The sequence below is a fragment of the Nocardioides sp. F233 genome (assembly GCF_057813895.1).
In genome coordinates, this window is sequence record NZ_JBVASH010000006.1 from 344,833 (window position 1) to 371,419 (window position 26,587).

36 protein-coding genes are annotated in these 26,587 nt (G+C 73.1%); 23 read left to right on the forward strand and 13 right to left on the reverse strand.

Annotation, left to right across the window (positions count from 1 at the left end):
• Positions 1-5 precede the first annotated feature (5 nt).
• Positions 6-767: an ABC transporter permease gene (locus tag ACZYRU_RS22570; RefSeq protein WP_488959335.1), complete on the reverse strand. Its 762-nt coding sequence runs from the start codon at positions 765-767 to the stop codon at positions 6-8.
• Between the two features lie 7 nt (positions 768-774).
• Entirely contained in the window at positions 775-1,584 is an 810-nt protein-coding gene (locus tag ACZYRU_RS22575) for an ABC transporter ATP-binding protein (protein ID WP_488959336.1), read from the reverse strand.
• Positions 1,585-1,704: 120 nt separating this feature from the next.
• Here ACZYRU_RS22575 and ACZYRU_RS22580 point away from each other — a divergent pair, with 120 nt between their 5' ends.
• The 4 genes from ACZYRU_RS22580 (at position 1,705) to ACZYRU_RS22595 (ending at position 3,359) form a co-directional block, all read left to right on the forward strand.
• The gene (locus ACZYRU_RS22580) at positions 1,705-1,929 is read left to right on the forward strand and encodes a hypothetical protein (RefSeq protein ID WP_488959337.1); all 225 of its coding nucleotides are present in this window, start codon (positions 1,705-1,707) and stop codon (positions 1,927-1,929) included.
• A gap of 24 nt (positions 1,930-1,953) precedes the next feature.
• Positions 1,954-2,289 carry a YnfA family protein gene (locus ACZYRU_RS22585; RefSeq protein ID WP_488959338.1) on the forward strand — a complete coding sequence of 112 codons (336 nt, stop codon included), beginning with the start codon at positions 1,954-1,956 and terminating at the stop codon, positions 2,287-2,289.
• A gap of 88 nt (positions 2,290-2,377) precedes the next feature.
• A complete protein-coding gene (locus ACZYRU_RS22590) occupies positions 2,378-2,857 on the forward strand; it encodes an RrF2 family transcriptional regulator (protein WP_488959378.1) in 480 nt (159 codons plus the stop codon).
• A 55-nt stretch (positions 2,858-2,912) separates the two neighbouring features.
• Positions 2,913-3,359: a carboxymuconolactone decarboxylase family protein gene (locus ACZYRU_RS22595; protein ID WP_488959339.1), complete on the forward strand. Its 447-nt coding sequence runs from the start codon at positions 2,913-2,915 to the stop codon at positions 3,357-3,359.
• Between the two features lies 1 nt (position 3,360).
• Here the strand turns inward: ACZYRU_RS22595 and ACZYRU_RS22600 are convergent, their stop codons facing one another.
• Complete coding sequence (locus ACZYRU_RS22600) at positions 3,361-3,981, reverse strand: hypothetical protein (protein ID WP_488959340.1); 621 nt, start codon at positions 3,979-3,981, stop codon at positions 3,361-3,363.
• A 33-nt stretch (positions 3,982-4,014) separates the two neighbouring features.
• Here ACZYRU_RS22600 and ACZYRU_RS22605 point away from each other — a divergent pair, with 33 nt between their 5' ends.
• A complete protein-coding gene (locus ACZYRU_RS22605) occupies positions 4,015-5,022 on the forward strand; it encodes an enoyl-CoA hydratase/isomerase family protein (RefSeq protein WP_488959341.1) in 1,008 nt (335 codons plus the stop codon).
• Here the strand turns inward: ACZYRU_RS22605 and ACZYRU_RS22610 are convergent.
• Both ACZYRU_RS22610 and ACZYRU_RS22615 read right to left on the reverse strand, forming a co-directional pair.
• Complete coding sequence (locus tag ACZYRU_RS22610) at positions 5,019-5,417, reverse strand: arsenate reductase ArsC (protein WP_488959342.1); 399 nt, start codon at positions 5,415-5,417, stop codon at positions 5,019-5,021. The genes ACZYRU_RS22605 and ACZYRU_RS22610 overlap by 4 nt on opposite strands.
• Positions 5,414-6,097, reverse strand: coding sequence for an aquaporin (locus ACZYRU_RS22615; protein WP_488959343.1), 684 nt, complete (start codon positions 6,095-6,097; stop codon positions 5,414-5,416). Before ACZYRU_RS22615 ends, ACZYRU_RS22610 begins: the two co-directional genes overlap by 4 nt.
• Before the next feature lie 37 nt (positions 6,098-6,134).
• Here ACZYRU_RS22615 and ACZYRU_RS22620 point away from each other — a divergent pair, with 37 nt between their 5' ends.
• On the forward strand, positions 6,135-6,812 hold the full coding sequence (locus ACZYRU_RS22620; protein WP_488959344.1) for an arsenate reductase/protein-tyrosine-phosphatase family protein: 678 nt from the start codon (positions 6,135-6,137) through the stop codon (positions 6,810-6,812).
• Between the two features lie 15 nt (positions 6,813-6,827).
• Here ACZYRU_RS22620 and ACZYRU_RS22625 read toward each other — a convergent pair whose 3' ends face one another.
• Positions 6,828-7,253: an OsmC family protein gene (locus ACZYRU_RS22625; protein WP_488959345.1), complete on the reverse strand. Its 426-nt coding sequence runs from the start codon at positions 7,251-7,253 to the stop codon at positions 6,828-6,830.
• A gap of 53 nt (positions 7,254-7,306) precedes the next feature.
• Complete coding sequence (locus ACZYRU_RS22630; RefSeq protein ID WP_488959346.1) at positions 7,307-8,647, reverse strand: NAD(P)-binding domain-containing protein; 1,341 nt, start codon at positions 8,645-8,647, stop codon at positions 7,307-7,309.
• A gap of 103 nt (positions 8,648-8,750) precedes the next feature.
• Between ACZYRU_RS22630 and ACZYRU_RS22635 the strand changes: the two genes are divergently transcribed.
• The 7 genes from ACZYRU_RS22635 (at position 8,751) to ACZYRU_RS22665 (ending at position 14,524) form a co-directional block, all read left to right on the forward strand.
• On the forward strand, positions 8,751-9,110 hold the full coding sequence (locus tag ACZYRU_RS22635) for an ArsR/SmtB family transcription factor (protein ID WP_488959347.1): 360 nt from the start codon (positions 8,751-8,753) through the stop codon (positions 9,108-9,110).
• A 172-nt stretch (positions 9,111-9,282) separates the two neighbouring features.
• Positions 9,283-10,122: an alkaline phosphatase family protein gene (locus ACZYRU_RS22640; RefSeq protein ID WP_488959348.1), complete on the forward strand. Its 840-nt coding sequence runs from the start codon at positions 9,283-9,285 to the stop codon at positions 10,120-10,122.
• Positions 10,123-10,321: 199 nt separating this feature from the next.
• Positions 10,322-10,900, forward strand: coding sequence for a TMEM165/GDT1 family protein (locus tag ACZYRU_RS22645; RefSeq protein ID WP_488959349.1), 579 nt, complete (start codon positions 10,322-10,324; stop codon positions 10,898-10,900).
• A 2-nt stretch (positions 10,901-10,902) separates the two neighbouring features.
• On the forward strand, positions 10,903-12,150 hold the full coding sequence (locus ACZYRU_RS22650; protein ID WP_488959350.1) for an MFS transporter: 1,248 nt from the start codon (positions 10,903-10,905) through the stop codon (positions 12,148-12,150).
• 1 nt (position 12,151) lies between these two features.
• Complete coding sequence (locus tag ACZYRU_RS22655; RefSeq protein WP_488959351.1) at positions 12,152-12,643, forward strand: GNAT family N-acetyltransferase; 492 nt, start codon at positions 12,152-12,154, stop codon at positions 12,641-12,643.
• Positions 12,643-14,064 (forward strand): cytochrome P450, encoded by a 1,422-nt coding sequence (locus ACZYRU_RS22660; protein ID WP_488959352.1) that lies wholly within the window; start codon positions 12,643-12,645, stop codon positions 14,062-14,064. The genes ACZYRU_RS22655 and ACZYRU_RS22660 overlap by 1 nt, the downstream gene beginning before the upstream one ends.
• Positions 14,065-14,227: 163 nt before the next feature.
• The gene (locus ACZYRU_RS22665; RefSeq protein WP_488959353.1) at positions 14,228-14,524 is read left to right on the forward strand and encodes a VOC family protein; all 297 of its coding nucleotides are present in this window, start codon (positions 14,228-14,230) and stop codon (positions 14,522-14,524) included.
• Positions 14,525-14,533: 9 nt separating this feature from the next.
• Here the strand turns inward: ACZYRU_RS22665 and ACZYRU_RS22670 are convergent, their stop codons facing one another.
• The gene (locus ACZYRU_RS22670) at positions 14,534-14,857 is read right to left on the reverse strand and encodes a branched-chain amino acid transporter permease (RefSeq protein WP_488959354.1); all 324 of its coding nucleotides are present in this window, start codon (positions 14,855-14,857) and stop codon (positions 14,534-14,536) included.
• Positions 14,850-15,545, reverse strand: a complete 696-nt coding sequence (locus tag ACZYRU_RS22675) for an AzlC family ABC transporter permease (RefSeq protein WP_488959355.1) — start codon at positions 15,543-15,545, stop codon at positions 14,850-14,852. Before ACZYRU_RS22675 ends, ACZYRU_RS22670 begins: the two co-directional genes overlap by 8 nt.
• 80 nt (positions 15,546-15,625) lie before the next feature.
• Here ACZYRU_RS22675 and ACZYRU_RS22680 point away from each other — a divergent pair, with 80 nt between their 5' ends.
• Both ACZYRU_RS22680 and ACZYRU_RS22685 read left to right on the forward strand, forming a co-directional pair.
• On the forward strand, positions 15,626-16,066 hold the full coding sequence (locus ACZYRU_RS22680; protein ID WP_488959356.1) for an Lrp/AsnC family transcriptional regulator: 441 nt from the start codon (positions 15,626-15,628) through the stop codon (positions 16,064-16,066).
• A 31-nt stretch (positions 16,067-16,097) separates the two neighbouring features.
• Positions 16,098-16,586 carry a CAP domain-containing protein gene (locus ACZYRU_RS22685; RefSeq protein ID WP_488959357.1) on the forward strand — a complete coding sequence of 163 codons (489 nt, stop codon included), beginning with the start codon at positions 16,098-16,100 and terminating at the stop codon, positions 16,584-16,586.
• Between the two features lie 13 nt (positions 16,587-16,599).
• On the opposite strand, the gene ACZYRU_RS22690 is transcribed toward ACZYRU_RS22685, so the two are convergent.
• The gene (locus tag ACZYRU_RS22690) at positions 16,600-16,977 is read right to left on the reverse strand and encodes a DoxX family protein (RefSeq protein ID WP_488959358.1); all 378 of its coding nucleotides are present in this window, start codon (positions 16,975-16,977) and stop codon (positions 16,600-16,602) included.
• Positions 16,978-16,987: 10 nt separating this feature from the next.
• The gene (locus tag ACZYRU_RS22695) at positions 16,988-17,380 is read right to left on the reverse strand and encodes a hypothetical protein (RefSeq protein WP_488959359.1); all 393 of its coding nucleotides are present in this window, start codon (positions 17,378-17,380) and stop codon (positions 16,988-16,990) included.
• Between the two features lie 81 nt (positions 17,381-17,461).
• On the opposite strand from ACZYRU_RS22695, the gene ACZYRU_RS22700 reads away from it, so the two are divergent.
• Together ACZYRU_RS22700 and ACZYRU_RS22705 are read left to right on the forward strand one after the other, a co-directional pair.
• Positions 17,462-17,713 carry a (4Fe-4S)-binding protein gene (locus ACZYRU_RS22700; protein ID WP_488959360.1) on the forward strand — a complete coding sequence of 84 codons (252 nt, stop codon included), beginning with the start codon at positions 17,462-17,464 and terminating at the stop codon, positions 17,711-17,713.
• 23 nt (positions 17,714-17,736) lie between these two features.
• A complete protein-coding gene (locus tag ACZYRU_RS22705) occupies positions 17,737-18,294 on the forward strand; it encodes an ester cyclase (RefSeq protein ID WP_488959361.1) in 558 nt (185 codons plus the stop codon).
• Positions 18,295-18,307: 13 nt separating this feature from the next.
• Here ACZYRU_RS22705 and ACZYRU_RS22710 read toward each other — a convergent pair whose 3' ends face one another.
• Positions 18,308-18,787 (reverse strand): carboxymuconolactone decarboxylase family protein, encoded by a 480-nt coding sequence (locus tag ACZYRU_RS22710; RefSeq protein WP_488959362.1) that lies wholly within the window; start codon positions 18,785-18,787, stop codon positions 18,308-18,310.
• 164 nt (positions 18,788-18,951) lie between these two features.
• On the opposite strand from ACZYRU_RS22710, the gene ACZYRU_RS22715 reads away from it, so the two are divergent.
• The 6 genes from ACZYRU_RS22715 to ACZYRU_RS22740 all read left to right on the forward strand — a co-directional run bounded on the left by ACZYRU_RS22715 (position 18,952) and on the right by ACZYRU_RS22740 (position 26,459).
• Entirely contained in the window at positions 18,952-19,833 is an 882-nt protein-coding gene (locus ACZYRU_RS22715) for a sigma-70 family RNA polymerase sigma factor (RefSeq protein WP_488959363.1), read from the forward strand.
• Between the two features lie 119 nt (positions 19,834-19,952).
• Positions 19,953-20,573, forward strand: a complete 621-nt coding sequence (locus tag ACZYRU_RS22720) for a superoxide dismutase (protein WP_488959364.1) — start codon at positions 19,953-19,955, stop codon at positions 20,571-20,573.
• Between the two features lie 90 nt (positions 20,574-20,663).
• On the forward strand, positions 20,664-21,836 hold the full coding sequence (locus ACZYRU_RS22725) for a DUF418 domain-containing protein (protein WP_488959365.1): 1,173 nt from the start codon (positions 20,664-20,666) through the stop codon (positions 21,834-21,836).
• A 55-nt stretch (positions 21,837-21,891) separates the two neighbouring features.
• Positions 21,892-23,115: an MFS transporter gene (locus ACZYRU_RS22730; RefSeq protein WP_488959366.1), complete on the forward strand. Its 1,224-nt coding sequence runs from the start codon at positions 21,892-21,894 to the stop codon at positions 23,113-23,115.
• Positions 23,116-23,202: 87 nt separating this feature from the next.
• Positions 23,203-23,892, forward strand: coding sequence for a response regulator (locus tag ACZYRU_RS22735; protein ID WP_488959367.1), 690 nt, complete (start codon positions 23,203-23,205; stop codon positions 23,890-23,892).
• Positions 23,889-26,459, forward strand: coding sequence for a DUF4153 domain-containing protein (locus tag ACZYRU_RS22740; RefSeq protein WP_488959368.1), 2,571 nt, complete (start codon positions 23,889-23,891; stop codon positions 26,457-26,459). The genes ACZYRU_RS22735 and ACZYRU_RS22740 overlap by 4 nt, the downstream gene beginning before the upstream one ends.
• Here ACZYRU_RS22740 and ACZYRU_RS22745 read toward each other — a convergent pair.
• A partial coding sequence (locus ACZYRU_RS22745; protein ID WP_488959379.1) for an integrase core domain-containing protein occupies positions 26,456-26,587 on the reverse strand: 132 nt, incomplete at its 5' end. The genes ACZYRU_RS22740 and ACZYRU_RS22745 overlap by 4 nt on opposite strands.

The window sequence follows — 26,587 nt, forward strand, 5'->3', positions numbered from 1 at the left end:
TCCGCTCACGCGAACCGGCGACGGTAGGCACGCATCGCGAGGGCGTAGGCCAGCACGAGCAGCCCGAGGCACCAGGCGAGCGCGATCCACACGTCGTTGCCGACGGGCTGCTCGCCGAGCAGGCTGCGCAGCGTGTTCACGATCGAGGTGACCGGCTGGTTCTCCGCGAACCAGCGCACCGGACCCGGCATCCCGTCGGTCGGCACGAAGGCCGAGCTGATGAACGGCAGGAAGATGATCGGGTAGGCGAACCCGCCCGCGCCGTCCGGCGACTTGGCGGCCAGGCCGGCGATCACCGCGAGCCAGGTCAGAGCCAGGGTGAACAGGACCAGGATGCCGGCCACGCCGAGCCAGGCGAGGATCCCGGCGCCTGACCGGAAGCCCATCAGCAGCGCGACCAGCACGACCAGCACGACGGAGATCGCGTTGGCCACGAGCGAGGTCAGCACGTGGCCCCACAACGCCGCGGAGCGGGCGATCGGCATCGACAGGAAGCGCTCGAAGATGCCGCCCTGCAGGTCCAGGAACAGCCGGTACGACGTGTAGGCGATCCCCGAGGCGACGGTGATCAGCAGGATCCCGGGCAGCAGGTAGTTCACGTACTTCCCGTCGCCGCTGTCGATCGCCGCGCCGAAGACGTAGACGAACAGCAGCAGCATCGCGATCGGCGTGATCGCGGTGGTGATGATGGTGTCCGGGCTGCGCAGGATGTGGCGCAGCGACCGGCCGAGCAGAGTGCGGGTGTCGCTCACGACATGGGTGCTCATGGGGTCCTCACTTGTCCGTGGTGACGGGGCTGGTGGCGGCGGTGTCGCCGACGAGCGCGAGGAAGATCTCCTCGAGCGTCGGCTGCTTCTCGACGTACTCGACCTTGGCCGGGGGCAGCAGCTGCTTGAGCTCGGCGAGGGTGCCCTCGACGATGATCCGGCCCCGGTGCAGGATCGCGATCCGGTCGGCCAGCTCCTCGGCCTCGTCGAGGTACTGCGTGGTGAGCAGCACCGTGGTGCCGCCGGCGGCGAGGTCGCGCACCGCCTGCCAGACCTCGATCCGGGCCTGCGGGTCCAGCCCGGTGGTCGGCTCGTCGAGGAAGACGACCGGCGGGTCACCGATCAGGCTCATCGCGATGTCGAGACGCCGGCGCATGCCGCCGGAGTAGGTGCCGGCACGGCGGTCGCCGGCCTCGGTCAGTGAGAACCGGGCGAGCAGGTCGTCGGCGATCCTCCCGGGGTCGGGGAGGTGGCGCAGCCGGCCCACCAGCACGAGGTTCTCGCGGCCGGTCAGGATCTCGTCGACGGCGGCGAACTGGCCGGTCAGGCTGAAGGACTCGCGCACTCGGTCGGCCTGGGTCGCGACGTCGTGGCCCTGCACGCTCGCGGTCCCGGCGTCCGCCTTCAGCAGCGTCGCGAGGATCCGGATCAGCGTCGTCTTGCCGGCGCCGTTGGAGCCCAGCAGCGCGAAGATGCTGCCCGGCGCGACCTCGAGGTCGACGCCCTGGAGCACCGCGAGGTCACCGAAGGCCTTCTCCACACCGGCGACCCGGATGGCCGCCGTGAGGCGTTCCCTGGGGGTGGTTTCGTTGGTCATGAAAGAAGCGTGCAGGGTTGACGTTGCGTCAAGGTCAACCCCGATGTCGAAGAACTTTCTGGTGAGCCGTCGAACGACGCTCGGTGACGGTCCGGAGCGGACCGGAGGTACCGTGCTGCCATGACTCGGGGCTACGGCGACGCGGTGCGAACCTTCACGGTGCGGGAGCTGGTGGCCTACGGCCGACTGATCGTGAACCGCGAGCGGGTCGACCCCGAGCGCGTCGTCCACGAGTTCATCCGGGCGAACCCGCACGTCGACCTGGACGCGCGCAGCACCATCATCGACTGGCAGGACGGCTACCGTCCCGGCGACACCGCCGAGCGCCCGCGCGGCTACTTCTGAGTCGCGACTGCGAGGATCGGGCGCATGGACGTGGCGCGCTCGATCCCGCTCTTCGTGCTCGCCGCCGTCGCCGAGATCGGCGGTGCCTGGCTGGTGTGGCAGGGCGTGCGCGAGCACCGCGGCTGGCTGTGGATCGGTGCCGGCGTGATCGCGCTCGGCCTCTACGGGTTCGTCGCGACCCTCCAGCCGGACGCCCACTTCGGCCGGATCCTCGCGGCGTACGGCGGGGTGTTCGTCGCCGGCTCGCTCCTGTGGGCGATGGCGCTCGACGGCTTCCGGCCCGACCGGTACGACGTCGCCGGGGCGCTCGTGTGCCTGCTCGGCGTCGCGATCATCATGTACGCGCCGCGCTCGAGCTGAGCTCCCGGCTCGAGGTGCGCCGCCGGTTGCCCTGTCGACTCTTACGTGGATATTCTGTGTCCAGATAAGAGGAGGCAGGGTCGTGCGGATGAACGAGGGCGTCGAGTGGGCGGCCCACGTCTGCGTGCTCCTGCACTGGCTCCAGGAGGACCAGGGCAGCGCTGCGCCGGTCCCGGTGGCGCGGCTGGCAGAGGCCTACGAGCTGCCGGCGCCGTACCTCGTCAAGCAGGTGCAGGCCCTGACCCGCGCCGGGATCACCGAGTCGGTGCCCGGCAAGAACGGCGGGGTCCGGCTGGCCCGGCCCGCCGACCGGATCACGCTGATGGACGTGGTCGCGGCGATCGAGGGCCCCGACGACGCCTTCGCGTGCACCGAGATCCGGCAGCGCGGGATGAACCAGGACCGCCCGGCCCGCGAGTTCATCAAGCCCTGCGGCATCGCGCACGCCATGCGCGGCGCCGAGCTCGCGTGGCGGCGCGAGCTGGCCGCCACCTCGGTCCTCGACCTCGCGGCCGCCACGCCGCGCAGCATCGCCGCCGACGCCCGGAGACACTTCGCCCGCGCCTGAGGGCTCTCCGCTCCGATCTAAAACTGGACAATCAATATCCATGAAAGGAATCGCCATGACCCGCACCCGCACCCACGAGGCGTCTCCCGAGACCTACCAGGCGCTCATCGCCCTCGACAACCGGATGAAGAAGTCGTTGGGCCCGGTGCTCTACGACCTGGTCAAGCTGCGCGCCTCGCAGCTCAACGGCTGCGCGTACTGCGTCGACATGCACGCCACCGACCTGGAGCGCCGCGGTACGCCGAGCCGCAAGCTGCACGGCGTCGCCGCCTGGCAGGAGAGCCCGTTCTTCGACGAGACCGAGCGGGTGGCCCTCGCCTTCACCGAGCGCCTCACCGGCGGCATCGACGCGGTCGACGACGCGCTGTGGGACGAGGCCGGGCGACTGCTCGGTGAGGAGCGTCGGGCCGACCTGATCGTCGCCGTCGGCACCATCAACACCTGGAACATGACCGGCATCACCACCCACCTCCAGCCGGAGGGATCGCTCGTCCCCGCGTGAGTCAGCGGGTGGCGCGCTCGGCGAGCCGGACGGCGGCGTGGCGCACGATCGCGACCTCGTCGTCGTCCCGCGCCGCCTCGTGGGGGACCTGGCCGCCGAGCAGCCCGGCGGGCTGGGTGAGCCAGGCCCACACCTGCCACGCGTCCATCGTCGAGGCCAGCAGCGGCTCGAGGACGGCCGCCAGCTCGGGGCGCAGCTCGCCGTCGTCGGCCAGCTGGAAGGCCGGCACCAGCACCCCGCCGTCGTGGGGGACGACGAGCAGGGCGTTGCGCTCGGCCGCCTTGTGCACCGCGAACCGGGCGGCGTTCTCCGACACCCCGCGCACCTCGGCGAGGCTCGCGTAGGTGTGGGTCGGCGAGGCGAGCAGGCCGGCGCGGACCTGGGCCTGGCGGCGCAGCTGCACCAGCGCCAGCGGTACGGCGTGCGTCGGGTCGTCGCCGTCCTGGTGGAGCACCCGGTCGAGGTCGGCGAGCTGGTCGTCGCCGAGCGCCGTACCGGTCGCCGGATCGCGCCAGCGCACGACGCCGCCGAGGTCGCGCTCGAAGGTCGGCAGCCCGGCCGCGGCCAGGTGGTCGGCGAGGCCGAGGCCCTCGAGCCAGTCCGCCAGCTGCTCCCCGTTCACGGGGTCCAGCCTCCCACTGGGACACTCGACGACGTGCAGCAGGTCGACACTGACGACGTACGCATCGAACGCCTCGGCCCGGTGGGCCGGATCGTGCTGGACCGCCCGCGGGCGCTCAACGCGATCACCCTCGGGATGGTCGAGCGGATCCACGCCGCGCTCGAGGAGTGGCGCGACGCCGGACTGCGTGCGGTGGTCGTGGAGAGCGCGTCGGACCGGGCGTTCTGCGCCGGTGGCGACATCCGCCGGGTCCGCGAGAACTCGCTGGCCGAGCGGCACGACGAGAGCATGCGGTTCTTCGAGACGGAGTACGCCGTCAACGCGCTGCTCGGCAGCTACCCGGTCCCCGTCGTCGCGCTGGTCGGCGGGATCTGCATGGGCGGCGGGATGGGCCTGTCGGTGCACGGCACGTTCGTCGTGGTCTCGCCGGAGGCCTCCTTCGCGATGCCGGAGACGAAGATCGGCTTCTTCCCCGACGTCGGCGGCTCGCACTTCCTGCCCCGCCTGCCCGGCCACACCGGCCGCTACCTCGGCCTGACCGGCGCCCGGATCGGCGCTGCCGACGCGCTTGCGCTCGGCCTCGCCACCCACGCCTGCTCGGCCGCCGACCTGGCCCGCCTGCCCGACCTGATCGCCGGGTACGACGGCCCGCTCGAGCAGCTGCTCCGCGAGCTCGCGCCCTCCTCGCCCGGTTCGGCAGGCGACCTCGCCCCGGTGCGGCCCGAGCTGGAGTGGGTGTTCAGCTCGCCCGACCTCGCCGGCATCTCCGAGCGGCTGGCGCGGCTGGTCGCCGACGCCGGTCCGGCGTCGGCCTGGGCGGCGGAGACGCTCGCGGCGCTGGAGTCCGCGTCGCCGTACAGCCTCGCGACGACCGACCGCCTGCTCGTCGAAGGCCGCGGCCGCTCGCTCGAGGAGTGCCTGCAGGCCGAGCTCGGGAGCGCGGCGGAGATGATCCGCAGCGCCGACTTCGTCGAGGGCGTGCGGTCCGTGCTGGTCGACAAGGACCACGCGCCGACCTGGTCGACGCCGGTCCCGGTCTAGCTCGTCAGCTCGGCGACGAGGCTCTCGACCCGGCGGCGGATCTCGTCGCGGATCGGGCGGACGGCGTCGATGCCCTGGCCGGCCGGGTCGTCGAGGACCCAGTCCTCGTAGCGCTTGCCGGGGAAGAACGGGCACTCGTCGCCACAGCCCATCGTGATCACGACGTCGGCCTCGCGGACCGCCGACTCGGTGAGCACCTTCGGCTGCTCGGCGGCGATGTCGATGCCCTCCTCCGCCATGGCCGCGACCGCGACCGGGTTGACCTGGTCGGCCGGCTGCGAGCCGGCGGAGAGGACCTCGACCCGGTCGCCGGCGAGGTGCTGCAGGAAGCCGGCGGCCATCTGCGAGCGGCCGGCGTTGTGGACGCAGACGAACAGGACGGTCGGCCGGGTCATGGCTGCTCCTGGACGGTGGGGTGGAGGAAGCGGACGGCGAGCGCGGCGAGCGCGCCGCCGACGAGCTGGAGCACGACGAACGCCGCGACCGAGGACGGCGCGATCCCGGCGAACGTGTCGGAGAGGGTCCGCGCGATGGTCACGGCCGGGTTGGCGAAGCTGGTCGAGCTGGTGAACCAGTACGCCGCGGCGATGTAGCCGCCGACGGCGTACGCGACCGTCTCGATCCGGTCCGAGCGCAGCGCCCCGAACACCACGAGGACCAGGCCGAAGGTCGCCACCGCCTCGCCGAGCAGCACCCCGCCGCCGTCGCGGGTGTGCCCGGACACGACGACGGCGTCGAGGCCGAACATCAGGTTGGCGGCGACCGCGCCGAGGCAGCCGCCGACGACCTGGGCGACGACGAACGCCAGTGCCTCGGTGGTGCCGATCCGGCCGAGCGCGCGCTCGACGAGGGTCACGACCGGGTTGAACGAGGCGGACACCGGCTGGAACGCGATGATCAGCGCGACCAGGGCGGCGCCGGTGGCGAGGCTGTTCTCGAGCAGTTGCAGGCCGGTGTCGCCGGGGGAGAGCCGGCTGGCGGCGATCCCGGAGCCGATGACGGCGGCGACCAGGAACGCGGTGCCGAGGAGCTCGGCCAGCAGGCGGCGGGACAGCGAGGTGCTCACGGCGCCCATCTTGACCGGCCGATATTGCTCAGTCAAACTTGAGGCAATGAACGTTGAGCAAACTGCCACCATCGAGCGCCGGGTCGAGGTCCATGCGGCGCTCGCGGACGCCACCCGGCTGAGCGTGGTGGACCTGCTGACGGTCGGTGACGCCGCGTCCTCGGAGCTCTCGGCCCGCCTGGACGTCCCGTCGAACCTGCTCGCCCACCACCTGAAGGTTCTCGAGGGGGCGGGGGTCGTCGCGCGACACCGCTCCGAGGGCGACGGTCGGCGCAGCTACTGGCGCCTGGTGACAGGTCTGGCGCTGACGGGCGGACCGTCGCTCGCGACGCCCGGCCGGGTGGTCTTCGTCTGCACGGCCAACACGGCCCGCTCCCACCTGGCGGCCGCCCTGTGGCGTGCGGCGAGCACGATCCCGGCTGCCTCGGCCGGCACCCACCCGGCCGACCGGGTGGCCGCCGGTGCTCGTGCGGTCGCGCGCCGGCGGCACCTCGACCTGCCGGACGTCGCCCCCCAGCACCTCGACGACGTCGGTCCGGCCGGGGACGACCTCCTCGTCACGGTGTGCGATCTCGCCCACGAGGAGCTCGGGGCGGCATCGCGCGTGCACTGGTCGATCCCCGACCCGGTCGCTGCCGGCACCCGAGCCGCCTTCGACCGGGCGTACGACGAGCTCGCCACCCGGGTCCGTCTCCTGGCCCCCCGCCTCGAGCGGGCCTCGTGACGAACGGACCCACCTTCACCCGGTCGGCGGGACCGCCTCAACGGTGCCCCGGACCTCGCACACCGTGGCCAGGGTGTTGAAGACCGTGCCGAACTTGCGCAGGTTCTGGTGCGCGAGGTCCACCCGGCGTGCCGGCTCCGTGGTCCTCACCCGCAGTGCGTAGGTGATCTCCACGAACCGTGGTGGCGCGTCCTGGCGGCGAGCGGTGACCGTGACCTCGGCATCGTCGTAGTCGAATCCGATCAGCTCGCGGCATCGGGCCAGGTTCTTCAGCAGACAGGCCGCGAAGGCGCCGGCGAGCAGATCGGCCGGGCCGGGCGAGCCTGACGGCCCGTCTCCCCACGCGGCGTCGATCGGCAGCGTCGTGCCGCCGGCGGTCAGGGTTGCGTCGTCGCCTGGGCGGGCCGTGGCGTTGACCTCGTAGGTGGTGGGTGCGGGCACAGCGCGATCATCCGGCCCGCGGCGTCGCCAGGGACAGGGACCTTCGGCACCGTTCAGGCGTGCTCTTCGGCCCCGACGAGCCCGATCTGCAGCAGCTCGATCCCGTCGCTCGATCGCGGTGCGGGTGCGCAGCAACCGCCGCCCGCTGCCTCCGGGTCGTCGAAGACCCCGGCGCCACCGCACACCCCGGTGTCGGGCAGCACCAGCTCGACACGGGCGGCCGCCTCGTGGTCGCCGGCGATCGCGGCGACGACGCTGCGGACCTGCTCGTAGCCGGTGAGGGCGAGGAAGGTCGGGGCGCGGCCGTACGACTTCATGCCGACCAGGTAGAGGTCCGGCTCGGGCTGGGCCAGGTCGGCGGCGCCGGTCGCCTGCACCGATCCGCAGGAGTGGATGTTCGGGTCGATCTCCGTCGCGATCCGGCGCGGCGCCTCGAGGGTGGGGTCGAGGTCCAGGCGCAGCTCGGACAGGAAGGACAGGTCGGGACGGAAGCCGGTGAGCACCACGACCGCATCGGCCGGCGGGAGGGCGCGGCCGTCCTCGCCGACGAGGATCGCCCGCTCCTCCTGCAGCCTGATCTCGGCGGTCCGGAACCCGGTCACCAGGTCGACCGCCCCGGACTCGACGGCGCGTCGCGCCCGCTGGCCGAGGGCGCCGCGCTCGGGGAGCTGGTCCGCCGCGCCGCCCCCGAAGGTGCCCTCGCCGACGACGCGCCGGATCGCCCAGGTGATCCGGGTCCCCGGGTGGTCGCCCGCGATCCGGACCAGCTCGTGGATCGCGTTGAACGCGGAGTCGCCGGACCCGACGACGACGGTGTGCCGGCCGGCGTAGCGCTCCGGACGGGTGCGGTCCGGCACCTGGGAGGTGAGCAGCTCTGCGGCGGAGCGCTCGCCCAGGGCCGGGAGGCCGTCAGCGCCGGCGGGGTTCGGTCGCCGCCAGGTGCCGGAAGCGTCGATCACGGCGCGGGCCTCGACCCGGGTCTCGCGGCCCGCGGCGTCGCTGAGGTGGACGGTGAACGGCTGGGCGGCCCGGTCGGCGTCGACGAGGCGGTCGCGACCCTTGCGCGACACCCCGGTCACGCGGGCGTCGTACTGCACCCGGTTGCCGAGTGCCGCCGCGAGCGGAGCCAGGTAGCCCTCGATCCACTGCGCGCCGGTGGGGTAGCCGCTGGCCGGAGCGGTCCAGCCGGTGGGCTCGAGCAGCCGGACCGCGGCGGCGTCGACCAGCTCGGGCCACGCCGAGAAGAGCCGCACGTGACCCCACTCGGCGACCGCGGCGGCCGGGCCTCTGCCCGACTCCAGCACCAGCGGTTCCAGTCCGCGCTCCAGCAGGTGGGCCGCGGCGGCGAGGCCCTGGGGGCCGGCGCCGATCACCACGACGGGCAGGTCGTCCATCAGCGTGCTCCTCGACTCGGGTCCAGAACGTATCGACGTTCTTCGATGGAGCAACCTTGGCCAACGCATCGACAGATGTCAATGGGTTGGGCACAATGGATCCATGCCTTCTTCCTTGCCGGTGATCCAGCCCGACGACCTCGCGGCCTGCTGCTCGCCGGTCACCGGTGGCCTGGTCAGCGACGAGGCCGCCGAGACCCTCGCCCGGATGTTCAAGGCGCTCGGCGACCCCACCCGGGTCAAGCTGCTGTCCCTGATCGCGGCGGCGCCCGAGGGCGAGGCCTGCATCTGCGACATGACCGAGCCGGTCGGCCTCAGCCAGCCGACCGTCTCCCACCACATGAAGCTGCTCGTCGACGCCGGACTGGCCACGCGCGAGCAGCGCGGACGCTGGGCCTACTACCGCGTGGCACCCGACGGCCTGCGCGCGCTGGCCGGTGCCCTGGCGCCGATCGGGGCCTGACGCCGTGCGGCGCGTCGGAGCTGCCATCGCCTGCTCCGCGGCACTCCTGCTGGGGGCGTGCGGCGGCGGGTCGGACGGGCCGGCGGCGCCCCCGTCGACCGGGGCCGACGCCGGCGCGACGGTGACTCCCACCCCCACCCCCACGCCCACTTCGACGCCCACGCCCACTCCCGTGCCGACCGCCACCCCGACGCCCACCGCCGCGGCCCACCAGGTCGACAAGATCCTGGTGCTCGTCGTCGAGAACCACTCGCTCGACCAGATGCGCGGCGGCATGCCGTGGACCTACGACCTGGCGACCCGCTACGGCCACGCGACCGACTACCACGCGATGACGCACCCGTCGCTGCCCAACTACCTCGCCATCGCGGGTGGTGACACGTTCGGGATCGCCGACGACCGGACCCCGGCCGCACACCGGCTGGACGGGCCGAGCGTGTTCGGGCAGGCGGTGGCGGCGGGCCGCACGGCGGGGGTGTACGCCGAGGGGATGCCGTCGCGGTGCTCGGGCGCCGACCACGACCGGTACGCCGTGCGGCACAACCCGTGGACCTACTTCGTCGACGAGCGGACCGCCTGCTCGTCGTACGACGTCCCACTGACCGACCTCGACCGGGACGTCGCCGCCGGTCGGTTGCCAGCGGTGGGGATGGCGGTGCCGGACCTGTGCAACGACGCCCACGACTGCGGGCTGGACGCGGCCGACCAGTGGATGCGCGACGTCGTCGGCCGGGTGCTCGCCGGGCCGGACTGGAAGTCGGGGCGGCTGGCGGTGGTGATCACGGCCGACGAGGACGACAAGCACCACGACAACCTGGTCCTCACCGCGGTGCTGCACCCCTCGCTCGACCACGTCGTCGTGGGCGACCGGCTCGACCACTACGCGCTGTCCCGTGCGCTCTCGGAGGTCGGCGGCGGCCCGCCCTTGCGCAACGCGGCCGACGCCCCGTCGCTGCTCGCCGCGTTCGGGCTGGTCGCGGGCGATTCGTCGCCGGGTGGTGGACACCCGTAGGCTGGAGGCACGAAGGGGAGTAGTCCTCAACGGCTGCGTCGACACACTGGACCGCTTGCGGGCCCGGCGCAGCAGGCCACTGCGAGGTGGCGGACGAGACTTTCGACCAGTTGTGCGACCTGTTTTGTGACGGACGTGCCTGGTCGAAGGCACGTCATCGCGACGGGTTCCTCGGCCGGGTGCCGGAGAGGAAACCCTGATGTACGCGTTCTTGTTGAGCACCGCGGTCATCTTCGTGGCCGAGCTCGGCGACAAGAGCCAGCTCATGGCGATGACCTTCGCCACCCGCTACCGCGCCCGCGACGTGCTGATCGGCCTGACCGCCGCGACCGCCGTCGTGCACCTGGTGTCGGTGGGCATCGGCTACGCGATCGGCGACGCGTTCGCCGACTACCAGGGCACGATCGAGGTGTGCGCGGGCATCGCGTTCCTCGGCTTCGCGCTGTGGACGCTGCGCGGTGACGAGCTGACCGAGGACGACGAGCGCAAGGCCACCAGCGCCACCGGCCGCGCGGTGCTCGTGGTCGCCCTGTTCTTCTTCCTTGCCGAGCTGGGTGACAAGACCATGCTGGCGACGATCACCCTGGCCACCCGGGAGGGCTGGTTCGGCACCTGGCTCGGCTCGACGCTCGGCATGGTCGCCGCGGACGCGCTGGCCATCGGTGTCGGTGCGGTCCTCGGCAAGCAGCTGCCCGAGAAGGTCATCAAGTACGGCGCCGCCGCGCTCTTCGCGCTCTTCGGCCTCGCGCTGATCGCCAGTGGGGCTGGTTGGATCTGAGGGTGACCTCCTCCGACCGGGCAGCGCCGGCTCGCCCGGTCTGGACGCCGTGGCGCACGGTCTTCGCGTTCGGCCTGGTCAGCCTCGCGGCCGACATGGTCTACGAGGGCATGCGGGCGATGGCCGGCCCGTTCCTCGGCAGCCTCGGCGCGTCGGCGCTGACGGTCGGCCTGGTCACCGGTGCGGGCGAGGCGGTGGCGCTGATGTTCCGCCTGGTCACCGGGCCGTGGGCCGACCACAGCAACCGCCACTGGCGGCTGACCGTCGTCGGCTACGCGATGACGGCCGTGTGCGTGCCGCTGCTCGCGGTCACGCCGTTCCTCGGCAGCGCCGGACTCGCGGTCGCCGCGACGCTGATCGTGCTCGAGCGCACCGGGAAGGCGGTCCGCAGCCCGGCGAAGTCCGCGCTGCTGGCGCGGATGGCGACCTCGACCGGCCGGGGCAAGGGGTTCGCGGTCCACAAGGCGCTCGACCAGGTCGGCGCGTTCACCGGACCGCTGCTGCTGGCCGGGATCGCCGCGCTGACCGGGCTGCTGTGGCCGGGTTTCGCGGTGCTCGCGATCCCCGGTGCGCTGGCGATGCTGCTGCTCGCCCAGCTGCGTCGCCGGGCACCGATCGCGACCCGGGCCGAGCCGGACCTCGACGCGCCCGCCACCGACCGGCCCCCTCGCAGCGCCTGGGCCGAGGTCCGCGCGGCCGCGGTCGGCGCCGACCTGCCGCGCACCTTCCACCTGTTCTCGCTGTCCGCGGCGCTCACCACCGCCGGCCTGATGACCTTCGGCGTGATGTCCTACCGCTTCGTCGAGGCCGGCCTGGTCGCGGCGGCCGCGGTGCCGCTCGTCTACGCGCTCGCGATGGGGGTCGAGGCGCTGGCCGCGCTGGCGACCGGCGGGATGTTCGACCGCTGGGGCGGGCGGGTGCTGCTCGTCGTACCCCTCCTCGTCGCGGTCGTCCCGCTCTGCGTCTTCACCGACCGGCTGGTGCTCGTGCTCGCCGGCGTCGTGGTCTGGGGCGCGGCGACGGGCGTGCAGGACTCGACGGTGAAGGCGTACGTCGCCGATCTGGTCCCGGCCGGGCGCCGGGCCACGGCGTACGGTGTGTTCGCCGCCGTGCAGGGCATCGGTGCCCTCGTCGGCGGCGCCGTCGCGGGCGCGCTCGTCGACCACCACGTGACGCTGCTCGCGGTGGTGATCGGCGTGCTGCAGGTGGCCGCGGCAGCGCTGCTGTGGCGGACGACCCGGAGGGGATGAGATGGACGTCGTGCTCCGGCCCGTCGTGGCCGAGGACCTGCCGCTGCTGGCGGTCGGCGATGCGCCGTACGACGACTTCGGGCCGCGGGTGCCGCGCACCGAGCCCTACTCCCCGGTGCTGCGCGAGCACGGCGGGATGGCGGTCTGCGACACCGACGGCCTGCTGCTCGGCAGCGTGAGCTGGATCTGGCAGCAGTGGGGGCCGATGCCGGAGTCGCGCAACCCGATGATCGGCATCGGGCTGCGCCCGGAGGCGCGCGGCCGTGGGGCGGGCACGGCGGCCCAGCGGGCGCTGGTCGACCTGTTCTTCCGGCACACCAACGTCAACCGGGTCGAGGCCTGTACCGACGTCGAGAACGTCGCCGAGCAGCGGGCCCTGGAGAAGGCCGGCTTCACCCGCGAGGGCACGGTCCGCGGTGCCCAGTGGCGCGACGGCGCCTACCGCGACTGCTGTTCCTACAGCATCCTGCGCGCGGACTGGTCGGTCTCCTGATGCGCCGCGGCCGTCCGGATCCCTGGTACGCGCGGCCCTCGACCGGTGCCGCGCTCGACCCGGTCCTCCCGGAGCCGTCGGCCGCGGGACCGCTCGAGCCCGGCAGCACCGGCGCGGCCGCGCCGGCCACCGGGCACCCGAACCGGCTGCGGCAGAGCCTGCGGATCACCGCCGACCTCGGCGGGGAGTTCTTCGCCGGCGCGCGACGGGGCGAGTCGTTCTCGTTCGCCAGCCTGCTCGACCCGAAGCCGGTCGTGGTGACCCGGCACCCCGAGCACGTCCGTTCGCTGTTCGCCGCCCACCCCGACGTGGCGCCCTCGCTCGCGGGTGAGTCGCCGGTGCGTCCGATCCTCGGGCTGTCCGTGCTCACCGCCGTCGGCGACCAGCACCGGCGCCGCCGCAAGCTGATGATGCCGTCCTTCCACGGCGACGCGATCGCCCGCTACCGCGCGGAGATCGAGACCGCGACCCGGCGCCACCTCGACCGCTGGACCACGGGCACGCCGTTCCCGCTGGCCGCCACCACGCAGGCGATCACGCTCGACGTGATCATGAGCGGCGTCTTCGGCATCGACCACCGGGCGGCGCCGCAGGAGGCGCGCCTGCGGCACGTCGTACGCCAGACGCTGCGGCTCTCGGTCGGCCCGCTCGCCCAGCTCGCCGAGCTGCTCAACCTCGACCGCGAGGAGTCGGTCGGTCCGCAGAAGTGGATCGTCGCGCGTCTCGACACGGCGATGTACGACGTGATCGCGGCGCGTCGGGCGGCCCACGAGCCGGGTGCCCGGCACGACATCCTCAGCCTGCTGCTGGACGTCCGCGACGAGGACGGTGCGCCGCTGAGTGACCTCGAGCTGCGCAACGAGCTGCTGACCCTCGTCCTGGCCGGTCACGAGACGACGGCGAACTCGATCGCGTGGACCTTCGAGCGGTTGCTGCGCACGCCGGCCGCGGACGACCGGCTGCGCGACGTGGTGCGCTCGGGCGAGGACCCGGACGGGTACCTCGAGGCGACGATCACCGAGTCGATGCGGGTGCGGCCCGTCGTCCCTCTCATCGGGCGTCGGGTGCAGGTGCCGTGGCAGCTCGGCGACGTCGTCGTGCCGCCCGACAGCCGCCTGTTGGTCGGGATCCTGCTGCTCCACCACCGCGACGACCTCTACCCGGACCCGTTCCGGTTCGCGCCCGAGCGCTTCCTCGGCCGCAAGCCGGGTGCCCACGAGTGGCTGCCGTTCGGTGGCGGGACACGCCGCTGCCTGGGGGCTGCGCTGGCGATGGAGGAGCTGCGGATCGTCGTACCCGAGATCGTGCGGCGCGCCGACCTCGTCGTCGACGATCCCGCGCCGGAGCGGCCGATCCACCGCAACGTGACGATGATCCCCGGCCGTGGCGGACGGGTCCGGGCGGTCTCCCTGCGTCGTTGACCGTCGTTGACGTGCGAGCGGCAGGGCCGCACCGAGCTGCATCACCCCGACCACTCAGGGGACGCCCCATGAGGATCGACCTGACCAGCATCTTCGTCGACGACCAGAGCGCCGTAGCGACCTTTCCTCCACCGAGGTCCTCGGCTTCCAGGTCCGCCACGACATGCCGCTCGGCGACGCCGCCTGGCTCACCGTCGTCTCGCCCGATGCGCCCGACGGCCCCGAGCTGCTGCTCGAGCCGGCCGGCCACCCGGCGGTGAAGCCGTACCGTGACGCGCTCGTCGCCGACGGCATCCCGCTGGCCCAGTTCGCCGTCGACGACGTGCAGGCCGAGCACGCCCGGCTCACTGCGCTGGGCGTCACCTTCACCCAGCCGCCGACCGACATCGGCGACGCGTACGTCGCCGTGCTCGACGACACCTGCGGCAACCTGGTCCAGATCATCGCGATGAAGTCCTGAGCCTCGATCTCAGAGCAGGCTGCTCACCGCCACGCACGCCGCGGTCCCGAGCACGACGCTGAGCAGCACGTCGCGCCGCCACAGGTGCATGGCCACGGTGACGACCAGCCCGGCCAGCGGGCCTGCGCCGTGGCCGGGCCCGCCGAGGTCGATGAGGGACAGGCAGTAGACCGCGAGCACGGTGACCGCCCCGAGTGGCATCCATCGGCCGAGGTCGGCGAGCAGCCGTGACTCCCGGATCGCCGCCCGCGCGACGAACGGAAGGGCGCGCAGCGCGAAGGTCACCGCGACCGCCGCGGCGAGCGCCGCGACGACGTACCCGGGGTCAGCCACGGCGCACCTCCCGACGGTGCCGGACGACGAGCGCCGCGGTGTAGCAGCACAACGCCACGAGCAGCAGCGAGCCGGGCGCGACCAGCCAGGCGAAGCCGGCCGACGCGAGCGCGGTGAGCAGCGCGAGCCGGTCGGGGCAGGCGCGGTAGGCGTCGAGGGCGAGCACCACGAACAGCGCCGTGAGCACGAAGTCCAGGCCCTCGAGCCCGCCGAGCAGGGCCGAGCCGGCGACCGCGCCGGTCAGCGAGCCGGCGGCCCACGCCAGGTGCAGGCCGGCTTGCGTCCACAGCACCCGGGCGCTGGTGAGCTCGCGGTCCTCGCGCGCCGTGAGCAGGGCGTAGGCCTCGTCGGTGAGCGCGAAGACGCTGTAGCCGCGCGCCCACCGGCCCTCGACCCGGTGCAGCGGGAAGGACAGCCCGTAGAACAGGTGGCGGCAGTTGACCAGGAAGGTCGTCACCGCGATCGCCGCGACGGGCGCTGTCGCTGCGAGCATCCCGGCGAGCAGGAACTCGGCCGAGCCGGCGAGCACCACCGTCGAGATGACGGGTGCCAGCCACCACGGCAGGCCGTGCTCGGTGACGAGCACGCCGAACCCGATGCCCAGCGCGAACAGGCCGGCCCACACGGCGCCGGCGTCGCGGGCCGCGGTCGCGAGTGGCGTCTCGGTCGTCGTACGGGTGGCGGGCATGGGTGCGACGCTAGGCGATTTCGCGAGCACTTTGATTGCGAACATTGCCCGGACTGAGGGCAATGGCGCGCGATACTTGCGTGGATTCCATTGATCGCGCCATCATCGCTCTCCTGGAGCGCGAGGGCCGGCTGACCAACCAGGAGCTGGCCGACCGGGTCGGCCTGACGCCCGCGCCCTGCCTGCGCCGGGTGCGGCGGCTGGAGGCCGACGGGATCATCACCGGGTACGCCGCCACCGTCGACCACGCAGCGCTCGGCCGCGGGTTCGAGGTGCTCATCCACGCCGAGATCGTCGCGAAGGACCGGGCCACGGTGGAGGCCTTCGAGGAGCGCACCGCCGCGATGGACGAGGTCGTCGAGCTGCGCCGCATGTTCGGGCTGCCCGACTACTTCATCCGGGTGCGCACCCGCGACCTCGAGGCGTACGAGCAGTGGATCACCACCCGGCTGATGAGCGATCCCGCCATCGCGCGCGTGGACTCACGGTTGACGATGAAGTCGATCAAGCACCAGCGTTGAGGGATTCACACCGACTCGGAGGTGTCCCCCCATGCATGCCCTGGTCCGCGCGGTCCTCGCGCTGCTCGCGGTCACGAGCGCGCTCGCGGTGGCCGGCCCCGCCGGGATCGCCGCGTCCGCGCCGGAGCGGATCGTCCATCCGATGGGTGACGACTACGAGACGGCCGTGCTGCAGGCGATCGAACGGCGCCGGGAGCGCCGCGGCCTGTCCGGGCTGACCGCCTCGGCCTGCGTCGACGAGGTCGCCGAGGCCCGGTCGCACCGGATGGCCGTGCGCGACGAGATGGTCCACTACCCCGGACTGAGCAAGGTCTTCGACCACTGCGGCGGGCGACGGGCCGGCGAGATCATCGCCCGCGGCAGGGGCTTCCGCGACCCGGCCGTCGTGGTGCGCGCCTGGATGGCCTCGCCCTCGCACCACGAGATCATCGTGCGGCCGTCGTACCGCCAGGCCGCTGTCGGCGCCTGGCGCGACGACGACGGCATGGTGTTCGTGAGCGTGATCTTCCGGGCGCCGTAGCCGGGGAGCCGTGTCAGAAGGCCTGCGGGCCGATCCGCTCGACGGCGACGAAGACGGCGAGGGCGAGCAGGACGACGTTGAACACCGCGGTCTGCGCCTCGCTGCGGCGCAGGTGGGTGACGACGGCGAGCGCCATGATCACGGCGAGGCCGATCGCGGCCGCCGGGACGAGGGCGGTGGCGATCTCGAGGGCGCCGGGCAGCACGAGGCCGAGCGCGCCGAGCACCTCGCTCGCGCCGATCAGCTTGATCAGGCCGGGCGGCATCGTCTCGGCCCAGCCCAACCGCGGGTCGGCGAGGATCTGCTCCTTCGACTTGGCCAGCTTCATCGAGCCGGACATCAGGAACAGGGCGGCCAGCAGGCCGGTGACGATCCACACGACGAGGTTCACGGGGGCGAGCCTAGGAGTCGGGGTTCGCCTCGAACGCGGGCGGCCCGGATGTGGGGTCGGGCGATGCCGACGGACGCCACTCGCCCCAGCCGAACGACGTCTCGCTCACCCACTCCGACAGGCGGTCGCCGAAGGCGGCCAGGAACACGCGCCAGTCCATGGGAGGCTGCCAGGCGCCGTACCACCACTCCTCGTCGTCGGCGCTCACCTCGATCCACAACGCAGGTTCGCTCTCGTCCGTCCCGCCGTCTTGTCCGTGCGATGCGGCGGGCCGGCCGGCGCCGTCGAGCCACCACACGCCCCAGGCGTCCAGCTCGTGCGGCCGGATCACGCTCGCGATGACCGCGGCGACGTCCTGCGCGTCGGCATCGTCCACTCGTCGTCGCGGTGCAGGGAGGCTCACGTGCCCAACCTGCACGAGTGGCCGCCGGAGCGCACGGCATTTTGCGATGGCCGGTGCCGCGTCCCGGCGTACCCTGTCGGCGTGGAGCCCCGCGAGACCATCCGCGAGTACGCCGGCGACGGGATCGTCGTGACCTGGGAGCCGGGCCGCTGCCGGCACGCCACCGAGTGCGTCCGGGGGTTGCCGGCGGTCTTCGACCGCGATGCCCGGCCGTGGATCGAACCGAGCCGCGCGAGCGCGGACGAGATCGTCGAGGTCGTGGACCGGTGCCCGAGCTTCGCGCTGGGCTACCGGACCGACGACGGCCGGGTGCGCACGGCGCCGGCCGAATGACGACCGATCGCCATGAGTCGCCGATGTCCCGCTTCACGCTGCCGCCCGTCGAGGTCCTCCGGGCTCGCGAGAAGCTGGTGCTCGACCACTTCCACGACGAGGTTCGCCAGGACTGGGACGCGACGCTGTCGACCTTCCCGCACCCGCACTACGAGCTGGTCGCGTCGATGACGGTGCACGACGGCGACGACGAGGTGCGCGGCTACTACCACGACACGCGGGTCGCGTTCCCGGACCAGGACCACGAGATCATTGCGTTCCGGCACTCCCACGACGCGGTGGTCGTGGAGTTCTGGTTGACCGGGACGCACCTCGGACCGCTCGGGAAGATGCCGCCGACCGGGGCGGCGCACCGGACCCGGATGACGGCGTACTTCGTCTTCGACGAGGACGAGAACCTCGTGGCGGAGCGGATCTACTTCGACCAGCTCACCATCCTCAAGCAGCTGGTCGCCGGTCTCGACAAGCGCAAGCCGGCGGACCTGCTCACCCTCGGTCGGGTGGTGGCGGGGGCGCTGGGCATGGCGTCGGGCGACCCCGATCCCCGGCTCACGGAGACGACGCCGCCCGACCTCGGCTGAGCCCGAGACGAGATCAGCCGGCCTGCTTCCAGCTCGGCGCGTCCGCCCGCTCGCGGACCGCGACGTTGACCCGGTTGAACAGGTTGAGCGTCGCGATCTGCAGCAGCAGCGCGGCGACCTGCTTCTCGTCGTAGTGCTTGGTGACCTCGCGCCACAGCTCGTCCGGCACCGGGTCGTGGCTGTCGGCGAGCCGGGTGAGCGCGTCGGTGAGGGCGAGGGCGGCGCGCTCGGCCTCGTCGAAGTACGGCGACTCGCCCCACGCCGCGACCCCGACGATGCGGTCCACGGACTCGCCGGCGCCCTGCAGTGCCTCGAGGTGGCCCTGGACGCAGGCGCTGCAGCCGTTGAGCTGGCTGGCGCGCAGGGCGACCAGCTCGAGGGTGGTGGTGGGGACGCCGCCCTTGGCGACGGCGGTCAGCAGGCTGCCGATGCCCTTGAAGGCGTCGGGCAGGACCTGGGCGGGGTTGGCCATGCGGGGCTCGATGGTGGTCATCGTGTTCTCCTCGGTTGATCGGGGTGGGGGGTGTTCGACCTCCCTGACCCGCGGGCGCGCCGGAGTGTGACCGGATCTGCGAAGAAATCTGCGAAAGGATCGGGACCTGTCACATCGGGGGCCCGCTCGGGGTCAGACAGACGACCCCGAGGAGAGGACCACTCGTGAACGACGACGTCACCCTGGCTGCGGCCTTCGAGCAGCACCGCCGCCACCTGCACACGGTCGCGTACCGCGTGCTCGGCTCGGCCACCGAGGCCGAGGACGCGGTCCAGGAGGCCTGGCTGCGGCTGCACCGCACCGACGCCGCCGAGATCGACAACCTCGGCGGCTGGCTCACCACCGTCGTCGGCCGGATCGCGCTCAACACCCTCCGCTCCCGCGCGACCCGGCGCGAGGACTCGCTCGAGGAGCGGGTCGAGCGGTTGCCGGATCCCGTCGTGACGCCGTACGACGGCGCGCTGCCCGAGGAGCAGGCGCTGCTCGCCGACTCGGTCGGCCTGGCGCTGCTGGTCGTGCTGGACCAGCTGGCCCCGGCGGAGCGGATCGCGTTCGTGCTGCACGACCTGTTCGGCGTCCAGTTCGAGGAGATCGCGCCGATCGTCGAGCGCACCCCCGCCGCGACCCGCCAGCTCGCGAGCCGGGCCCGGCGCCGGGTCCGCGGCACCGACGCCGTCCGCCCCGACAGCCCGACCCGCCAGCGCGAGGTTGTCGACGCGTTCTTCGCGGCGGCCCACGCCGGCGACTTCGAGCGGCTGGTCGCCGTCCTCGCTCCCGACGTGGTGCTGCACTCCGACCTGGGCGCGCTGCGCGGCGGCGTCGTGACCTACGAGGGCGCCGAGACGATCGCGCGCAACGCGCTGATGTTCGCCCACCCCGACCGGATCGTGCACCCGGTGCTCGTCAACGGGCAGGCAGGCGTGGTCATCACGCTGCACGACGAGACGTTCAGCGTCATGGCGTTCACGGTCGCCGACGGCCGGATCGTCGGCGTGGACACGTGGACCGACCCGGACGTGCTCGCCCTGGTGGAGCGGCCGGCCTGAGGGTGTGGGCCGCCCCCACGCGCACGCTCCCGCCGAGCTCGCGCTGGGGACGACCCGCTGGGGTAGCAAGTCCCGGACCCATTGTTGCAAATCATTTGCAATAACGAAAGGCTTGCATCATGACCCCCTACGCCCTGCCCGAGCTCCCTTACGACTACGCCGCCCTGGAGCCGTACATCTCCGGCGAGATCATGGAGCTGCACCACGGCAAGCACCACAACGCCTACGTCACCGGCATCAACACCGCCGTCGAGCAGCTCGCCGAGGCCCGCGACAAGGAGTCCTTCGGCAGTCTCTCGACGCTGGAGAAGAACCTCGCCTTCCACCTCGGCGGGCACGTCAACCACTCGGTGTTCTGGCCGAACATGTCGCCCGACGGCGGCGACAAGCCGACCGGTGAGCTGGCCCAGGCGATCGACGAGCACTTCGGCGGCTTCGACAAGTTCCGCGCCCACTTCCAGGCCAACGCCCTCGGTGTCCAGGGCTCCGGCTGGTCGGTGCTGACCTGGGACACGCTGGCCCAGCGGCCGTACATCATCCAGCACTTCGACCACCAGGGGAACGTCCCGATCTGCATGGTCCCGCTGCTGATGCTCGACATGTGGGAGCACACCTACTACCTGCAGTACCGCAACGACAAGGCCACCTTCGTGCAGCAGTGGTGGAACGTCGTCAACTGGGCCGACGTCCAGCGCCGCTTCGAGGCTGCCGTCGCCCGGACGCCCGGCCTGATCGCGTGATCGACCCGGGAGCCGGGCCCCGACCGAAGTAGGGGGCGGCGCCGACCGCGGTCCGATGTGGCCGCGCGCCGGTGTGGCTTGACTGGCGCGGTGAGCAGCACGACCAGCACCGGCCCCGTCGCCCTGTCCGCGCGGGCCCTCGGGCCGGACCTGGCCCGCGGCTGCATGCTGCTGTTCATCGCGCTCGCCAACTCCCACTACTTCCTGACCGGTACGACGGCCGGTGCCGAGATCCGCGGCGGCTTCCCGCTCGACGGCTCGGCGCTCGACCGCGCGGTCACCTGGCTGATCGCGACCTTCGTCGACGGCCGGGCGTTCCCGATGTTCGGGTTCCTGTTCGGGTACGGCGTCGCGCTCATCGTGCGCCGTCAGGTCACCGCGGGCGCCACCCCGCGCGCGGTGCGCCACCTGCTGTGGCGACGGGCCGGCGTACTGCTCGCGGTCGGCGTGGTCCACGGGCTGTTCCTGTTCGCGGGCGACATCCTCGCGATGTACGGCGTGCTGCTGCTCGTCGGTGCCTGGGCGGTGCGCTGGTCGGACCGGTGGCTGCTGGTCGTCGCTGCCCTGTTCCTGGTGCTGACCGCCCTGCCGTCGCCGGACTCGCTGTCGGTCAGCACCGACCCGCCGGGGGCCGCGATGCTGCCGCCCGACCTCGCGACCCAGCTCGCCGACCGCCCGCCGGTGCTGGCGTTCATCGCGCTGCTCGGGCCGATCGGGTTCGCCTGCCCCTACCTGCTCGGTCTCTGGGCCGGTCGTCGCCGGGTGCTCGAGCAGCCCGAGCGCTACCGTCGCCTGCTCGTCACGGTCGGGGTCGTCGGCACCACGGTCGCGGTGCTCGGTGCGCAGCCGGTCGCGCTGGTGCTGGCCGGCATCACCCCGGTCCCGTCGACCGGCGTGCTCGACGTGATCGGACCCCTCCACGACGCGGCGGGCGTCCTCGGCGGGCTGGGGTACGCCGCCCTGGTCACGCTCGCCGCGCGCCGGCTCGAGAGCGTGGTCGAGGGCCGCCCCGGCAGGCTGGTCGACGCCCTCGCCGCGACCGGGCAGCGCTCGATGACCTGCTACCTCCTGCAGTCGGTGGTCTGGGCGGTCGTGTTCACGCCCTACCTGCTCGGTCTCGCCGGCACCCTCACCGTCACCGCGACGACCCTGCTCGCCATCGCTACCTGGGTGGGCTCCGTCGTCCTCGCGGACCTGCTGGCGCGGCACGGGCGGCGGGGTCCGTTCGAGGTGCTGGTCCGGCGGGCGACGTACCGCACCTGAGGCCGGGGCCGAGCCCGGCGGAATGGACATCGGATGTCTGGTGTTGCATGGCTCCGTGACAGCCACCACCGACGACGTCGCCCAGGACACCCGCCTCCAGCGCCTGCTCGTCGTCCTCGGGATCGTGGTCCTGGCGTTCAACCTGCGCCCGGCCGCGTCCAGCGTCGGCCCGCTGCTGGAGGAGATCCGGACGGGCGTCCCGCTCGGCGACGCCGAGGCCGGGCTGCTCACCACGCTGCCGGTGCTGTGCTTCGCGGCCGTGGGCGGCATCGCCCCCCGCCTGGCGTCCTGGCTGGGGCTGCACCGGGTCACGCTGCTCGGGCTGCTGCTGCTCACCGGCTGCCTGTGGGCGCGCGGTGAGGTCCACCAGGGCTGGCTGTTCCTGGTCCTGTCCTTCACGGCGCTCTCGGGCGCCGCGGCTGCCAACGTGCTGATGCCGTCGCTGATCAAGCTGCACTTCCCCGGGCGGGTCGGACAGCTCACCGCGATCTACACCACCTCGATGGCGCTCGGCCTCACCGCGTCCTCCGCGCTCAGCGTGCCGATCGCGACCGACGGGGGCGACCAGGTCGACTACACGCGCGGCCTGGTCGCGTGGTCGGTCACCGCGGGGATCGCGGTGCTGCCGTGGATCGGGCTGATCCGGCACGACCTCCACGAGGGTCGTCGTACTCGTTCGCTCGGGGTGAGTGCCATCGCCCGCACCCGGCTCGGGTGGGCGATGGCGGGCGCGTTCGGCCTGCAGTCGTTGCAGGCCTACGCGATCTTCGGCTGGTTCGCGCAGATGTGCCGCGACGCCGGCTACTCGGCCGAGACGTCGGGCGTGCTGCTCGGCGTCGTCACCGGTGCCAGCATCCCGCTGTCGTTGATCATCCCGGTCCTCGCGGGACGGATGCGCGACCAGCGCTGGCTGCTGACCGCGCTCATCGCCTGCTACCCGATCGGCTACCTCGGCTTCCTCGCCGACCCCCGCCCGCTCGGCTGGCTGTGGGCCCTGGCGATCGGCTGCGGCACGAGCACGTTCCCGCTCGTCCTCACCATGATCGGCCTGCGCAGCCGCACCCCCGAGGGCACCGCCGCGCTGTCCGGCTTCACCCAGTCCGCCGGCTACCTCATCGCCGCGGCCGGCCCGTTCGGCGTCGGCGTCCTGCACGCCGCGACGGGCGGCTGGACCGTCCCGACCCTGGGCCTGCTCGCGCTGTGCCTGCCGCTCTACCTGTGCGGGCTCTACGCCACCGGTGACCGGTACGTCGAGGACGAGCTCGACGCGCGCGGCTGACCTGCGGGACGGATCTGCCCCGATCTGCACAGAACCTGCACACGTCGTCCCCGCTTTCCACCCCTCCGCGCTCGTAGCCTCGGAGGCATGGAGAGCGCGCGCCGCCTGGTCCTCGTCGTCGAGGACGACCCGGTCATCAACCAGGCGGTCGCGGACCGTCTCCAGGCCGAGGGGTACGACGTCGTGCGGGCCTTCGACGGCCCCGGTGCGGTGGCGGCACACGCCGAGCACGCCCCGGACCTGGTGCTGCTCGACGTGATGCTGCCCGGGTACGACGGTCACGAGGTGTGTCGCCGGATCCAGGCCGACCGACCGGTGCCGGTGCTCATGCTCACCGCCCGCGCGGACGAGGCCGACGTGCTGGTCGGCCTCGGGATCGGGGCGGACGACTACCTGACCAAGCCGTTCCGGATGCGCGAGCTGGTCGCCCGGGTGGCGGCGCTGCTGCGCCGTGTCGACCGGGCGACCGAGCTGGCCGGGCGGAAGGCGCTCGATCTCGGCGACCTCCGCGTGGACGCCCCGGCCCGGCGGGTGTGGCGCGGGGAGGAGGAGGTGCGGCTGACGCCGACCGAGTTCGACCTGCTGCTGTGCCTCGCCGCGACGCCCGGGGCGGTCGTCACCCGCGAGAAGCTGCTCGCCGAGGTCTGGGGCTGGGACGGCGCGACCGGGACCCGCACCGTCGACAGCCACGTGAAGGGGCTGCGCGCCAAGGTCGGCGCCGACCTGGTCCGCACCGCGCACGGCGTGGGCTACGCGCTGGAGGTGCCGTCGCCGTGACGCCCCAACCCCTGGTCGGCGTCCGCTCGATCAAGGTCAAGCTCGGCCTGCTCGTCGCGGCCAGTGCCACCGTCGCCGCGCTGGTCGCCGCGCTCGGCCGCTCGGACGGCGTCCCCACGTGGTTGACCATCCCGGTCACCATCGGCCTCGCGCTCGCCCTCACCCAGCTGCTCGCGGTCGGGATGACCTCGCCGTTGCGGCAGATGACCGACGCCGCGCGGCGGATGGCCACCGGTGACTACGCCGTCCGGGTCCCCGACACCGCGCGCGACGAGGTCGGCGAGCTGGCGCGCGCGTTCAACACGATGGCCCGCGACCTCGCCGGCGTCGACCGGCAGCGCCGCGAGCTGGTCGCCAACGTCAGCCACGAGCTGCGCACCCCACTCGCCGGGCTGCGGGCGGTGCTCGAGAACGTCGTCGACGGCGTCGTCCCCGACGACCCGGCGGTGCTCGCGACCGCGCTGGCCCAGGCCGAGCGGATGAGTGGACTGGTCGAGGACCTGCTCGACCTCGCCCGCGTCGACGCCGGCCAGGCCCCGCTCGCGGCTCGTGCCGTGCCGCTCGCCTCGCTGCTGACCGATGCGGTGGCCGAGGCGGAGGCGCTCGGCCGCGGCGTGACGTACGACGTGCGCGTGGCTCCGCCCGAGCTCGTCGTCACCGCCGACCCGGCGCGCCTGCACCAGCTCGTCGCCAACCTGCTCGACAACGCCTCGCGGCACAGCCCTTCCGGCGGCACCGTCGTCGTGCGGGCCGAGGTCGCGGGGGAGCGGTACCGGATCGAGGTCCGCGACTCCGGGCCCGGGGTTCCCGCGGCCGACCGGGAGCGCGTCTTCGAGCCGTTCGGCACCCTCGCCGCGTCCGCCGGCACCGGTGGCACCGGGCTGGGCCTCGCCATCGCCCGGTGGGTCACCGACCTGCACGGCGGCACCATCGGCTTCCTCGACCCGGCCGACGGGAGCAGCGGTGCCCGCGTCCGGGTCGAGCTGCCCCGCGAACCCGCGGCCCGCCCGGCCGTCGTACCCGTCCCGTCGACGCCCTCGACCCAGGAGGCACCCGTGTCCGTTCCGATCGCACCCCCACCTCCGCCGGCGCCGGTCTCCCCGCCGCCGTCGATCACCGACGACCTGCTCGGCGGCTTCTGGCCCGAGCGCGGCGTCCCGGCCCGTCCGGCCCTGCTGCTCGGTGCCCTCGGAGCCGGAGTGCTCGGCGGCCTGGTCCTGCCCGAGCGGGCCCTGGGCATCGGCACCTTCCTGGTCCTGCTCGCCGCCGGAGCCGTGGTGCTCGGTGCGAGCCGTGAGCGACGCGACCCGTTCACGCTGGCCTGCGCGGGGCTCTGCGTGCTGCTCGCCGCGACGGCCGTCGTCCGCGATGCGGAGTGGGTGGTCGTGCTCTGCCTGCTCGCCGGCGCCGGCCTGTGCGTGATCGGCGTGACCCGGGGCCGCAGCCTCGGCGGATTCCTGCTGTCCGGGCTGATGTGGCCGGTCGCGGGACTGCGCGGGATGCCGTGGCTGGGGCGGACCATCGCCGCGATCCCGGTCGTCGGCCATGGCGCCGCCGCGCTCCGCACCCTGGTCTGGTCGGTGCTCGGACTGGTCGTCTTCGGCGCCCTGTTCGCCTCCGCCGACGCGCTCGTCGCGGAGTGGGTCGACGCGCTGCTGCCGGACCTCACCATCGACACCTTCGTGCTGCGGGCCTTCGTCACCGTGGCCGTCGGTGGCACGGTGCTCGCCGCGGCGTACCTCTCCCTCAACCCGCCGCGCGTCGACCGTGTGTCCGTGGCCTCCCGTTCGGTGGCGCGCCGGTACGAGTGGCTCGCCCCCGTCCTCGTCGTGGTCGGGGTCTTCGCGGTCTTCCTCGTCGCGCAGGCGACGGTGGTGTTCGGCGGGCACGCCTACCTGCAGCGGACGACCGGCCTGACGTACGCCGAGTACGTCCACGAGGGCTTCGCCCAGCTCACCGTCGCGACCGCCCTGACCCTGCTGGTGATCGCCGTCGCCGCCCGCAAGGCCCCGCGCGAGACCGCGTCCGACCGGCTCTGGCTGCGGGTCGCCCTCGGCGCGCTGTGCGCGGAGACGCTGGTCGTCGTCGCGTCCGCCCTGTACCGGATGGACGTCTACCAGGAGGCCTACGGCTTCACCCGCCTGCGGCTGCTCGTCGACGTCTTCGAGGGCTGGCTCGGCGTCCTGGTCCTCGCCGTCGTCGTCAGCGGCATCGGGCTCCGCGGTGCCTGGTTGGCGCGGTTCGCCCTGATCAGCGGCGTCGTCGGCCTGCTCGGCCTGGCCCTGGCCAACCCGGACGCGTGGATCGCCCGGCACAACCTGGCGCGGTACGACGACACCGGCCGCGTCGACTGGTTCTACCTGCGCGGGCTGTCCGACGACGCCGTCCCCGCACTGGCCGAGCTCACCGGCAACGACCGCGTGTGTGCGCTCGCGGGTCGGGAGGTCGGCGGCGACGACTGGCTGGAGTGGAACCTGGGGCGCTCGCGGGCGGCCGACGCGCTGCAGGGCGCCGGGGAGGTTCCCCTCAGCGCGACGGCTGACTGCGTCGGGCTCGGGGGCGACTAGGTGTGATGTCCGGGGAGGTTGGTCAGCCGGGTGACCGGTGGGCGGCCTCCAATGGCGGAGTGGGCGCGGTGGTGATTGTAGAAGTGGAGCCAGGCGGGCAGCGCGGCGTTGCGTTGCTCGGTTGACTC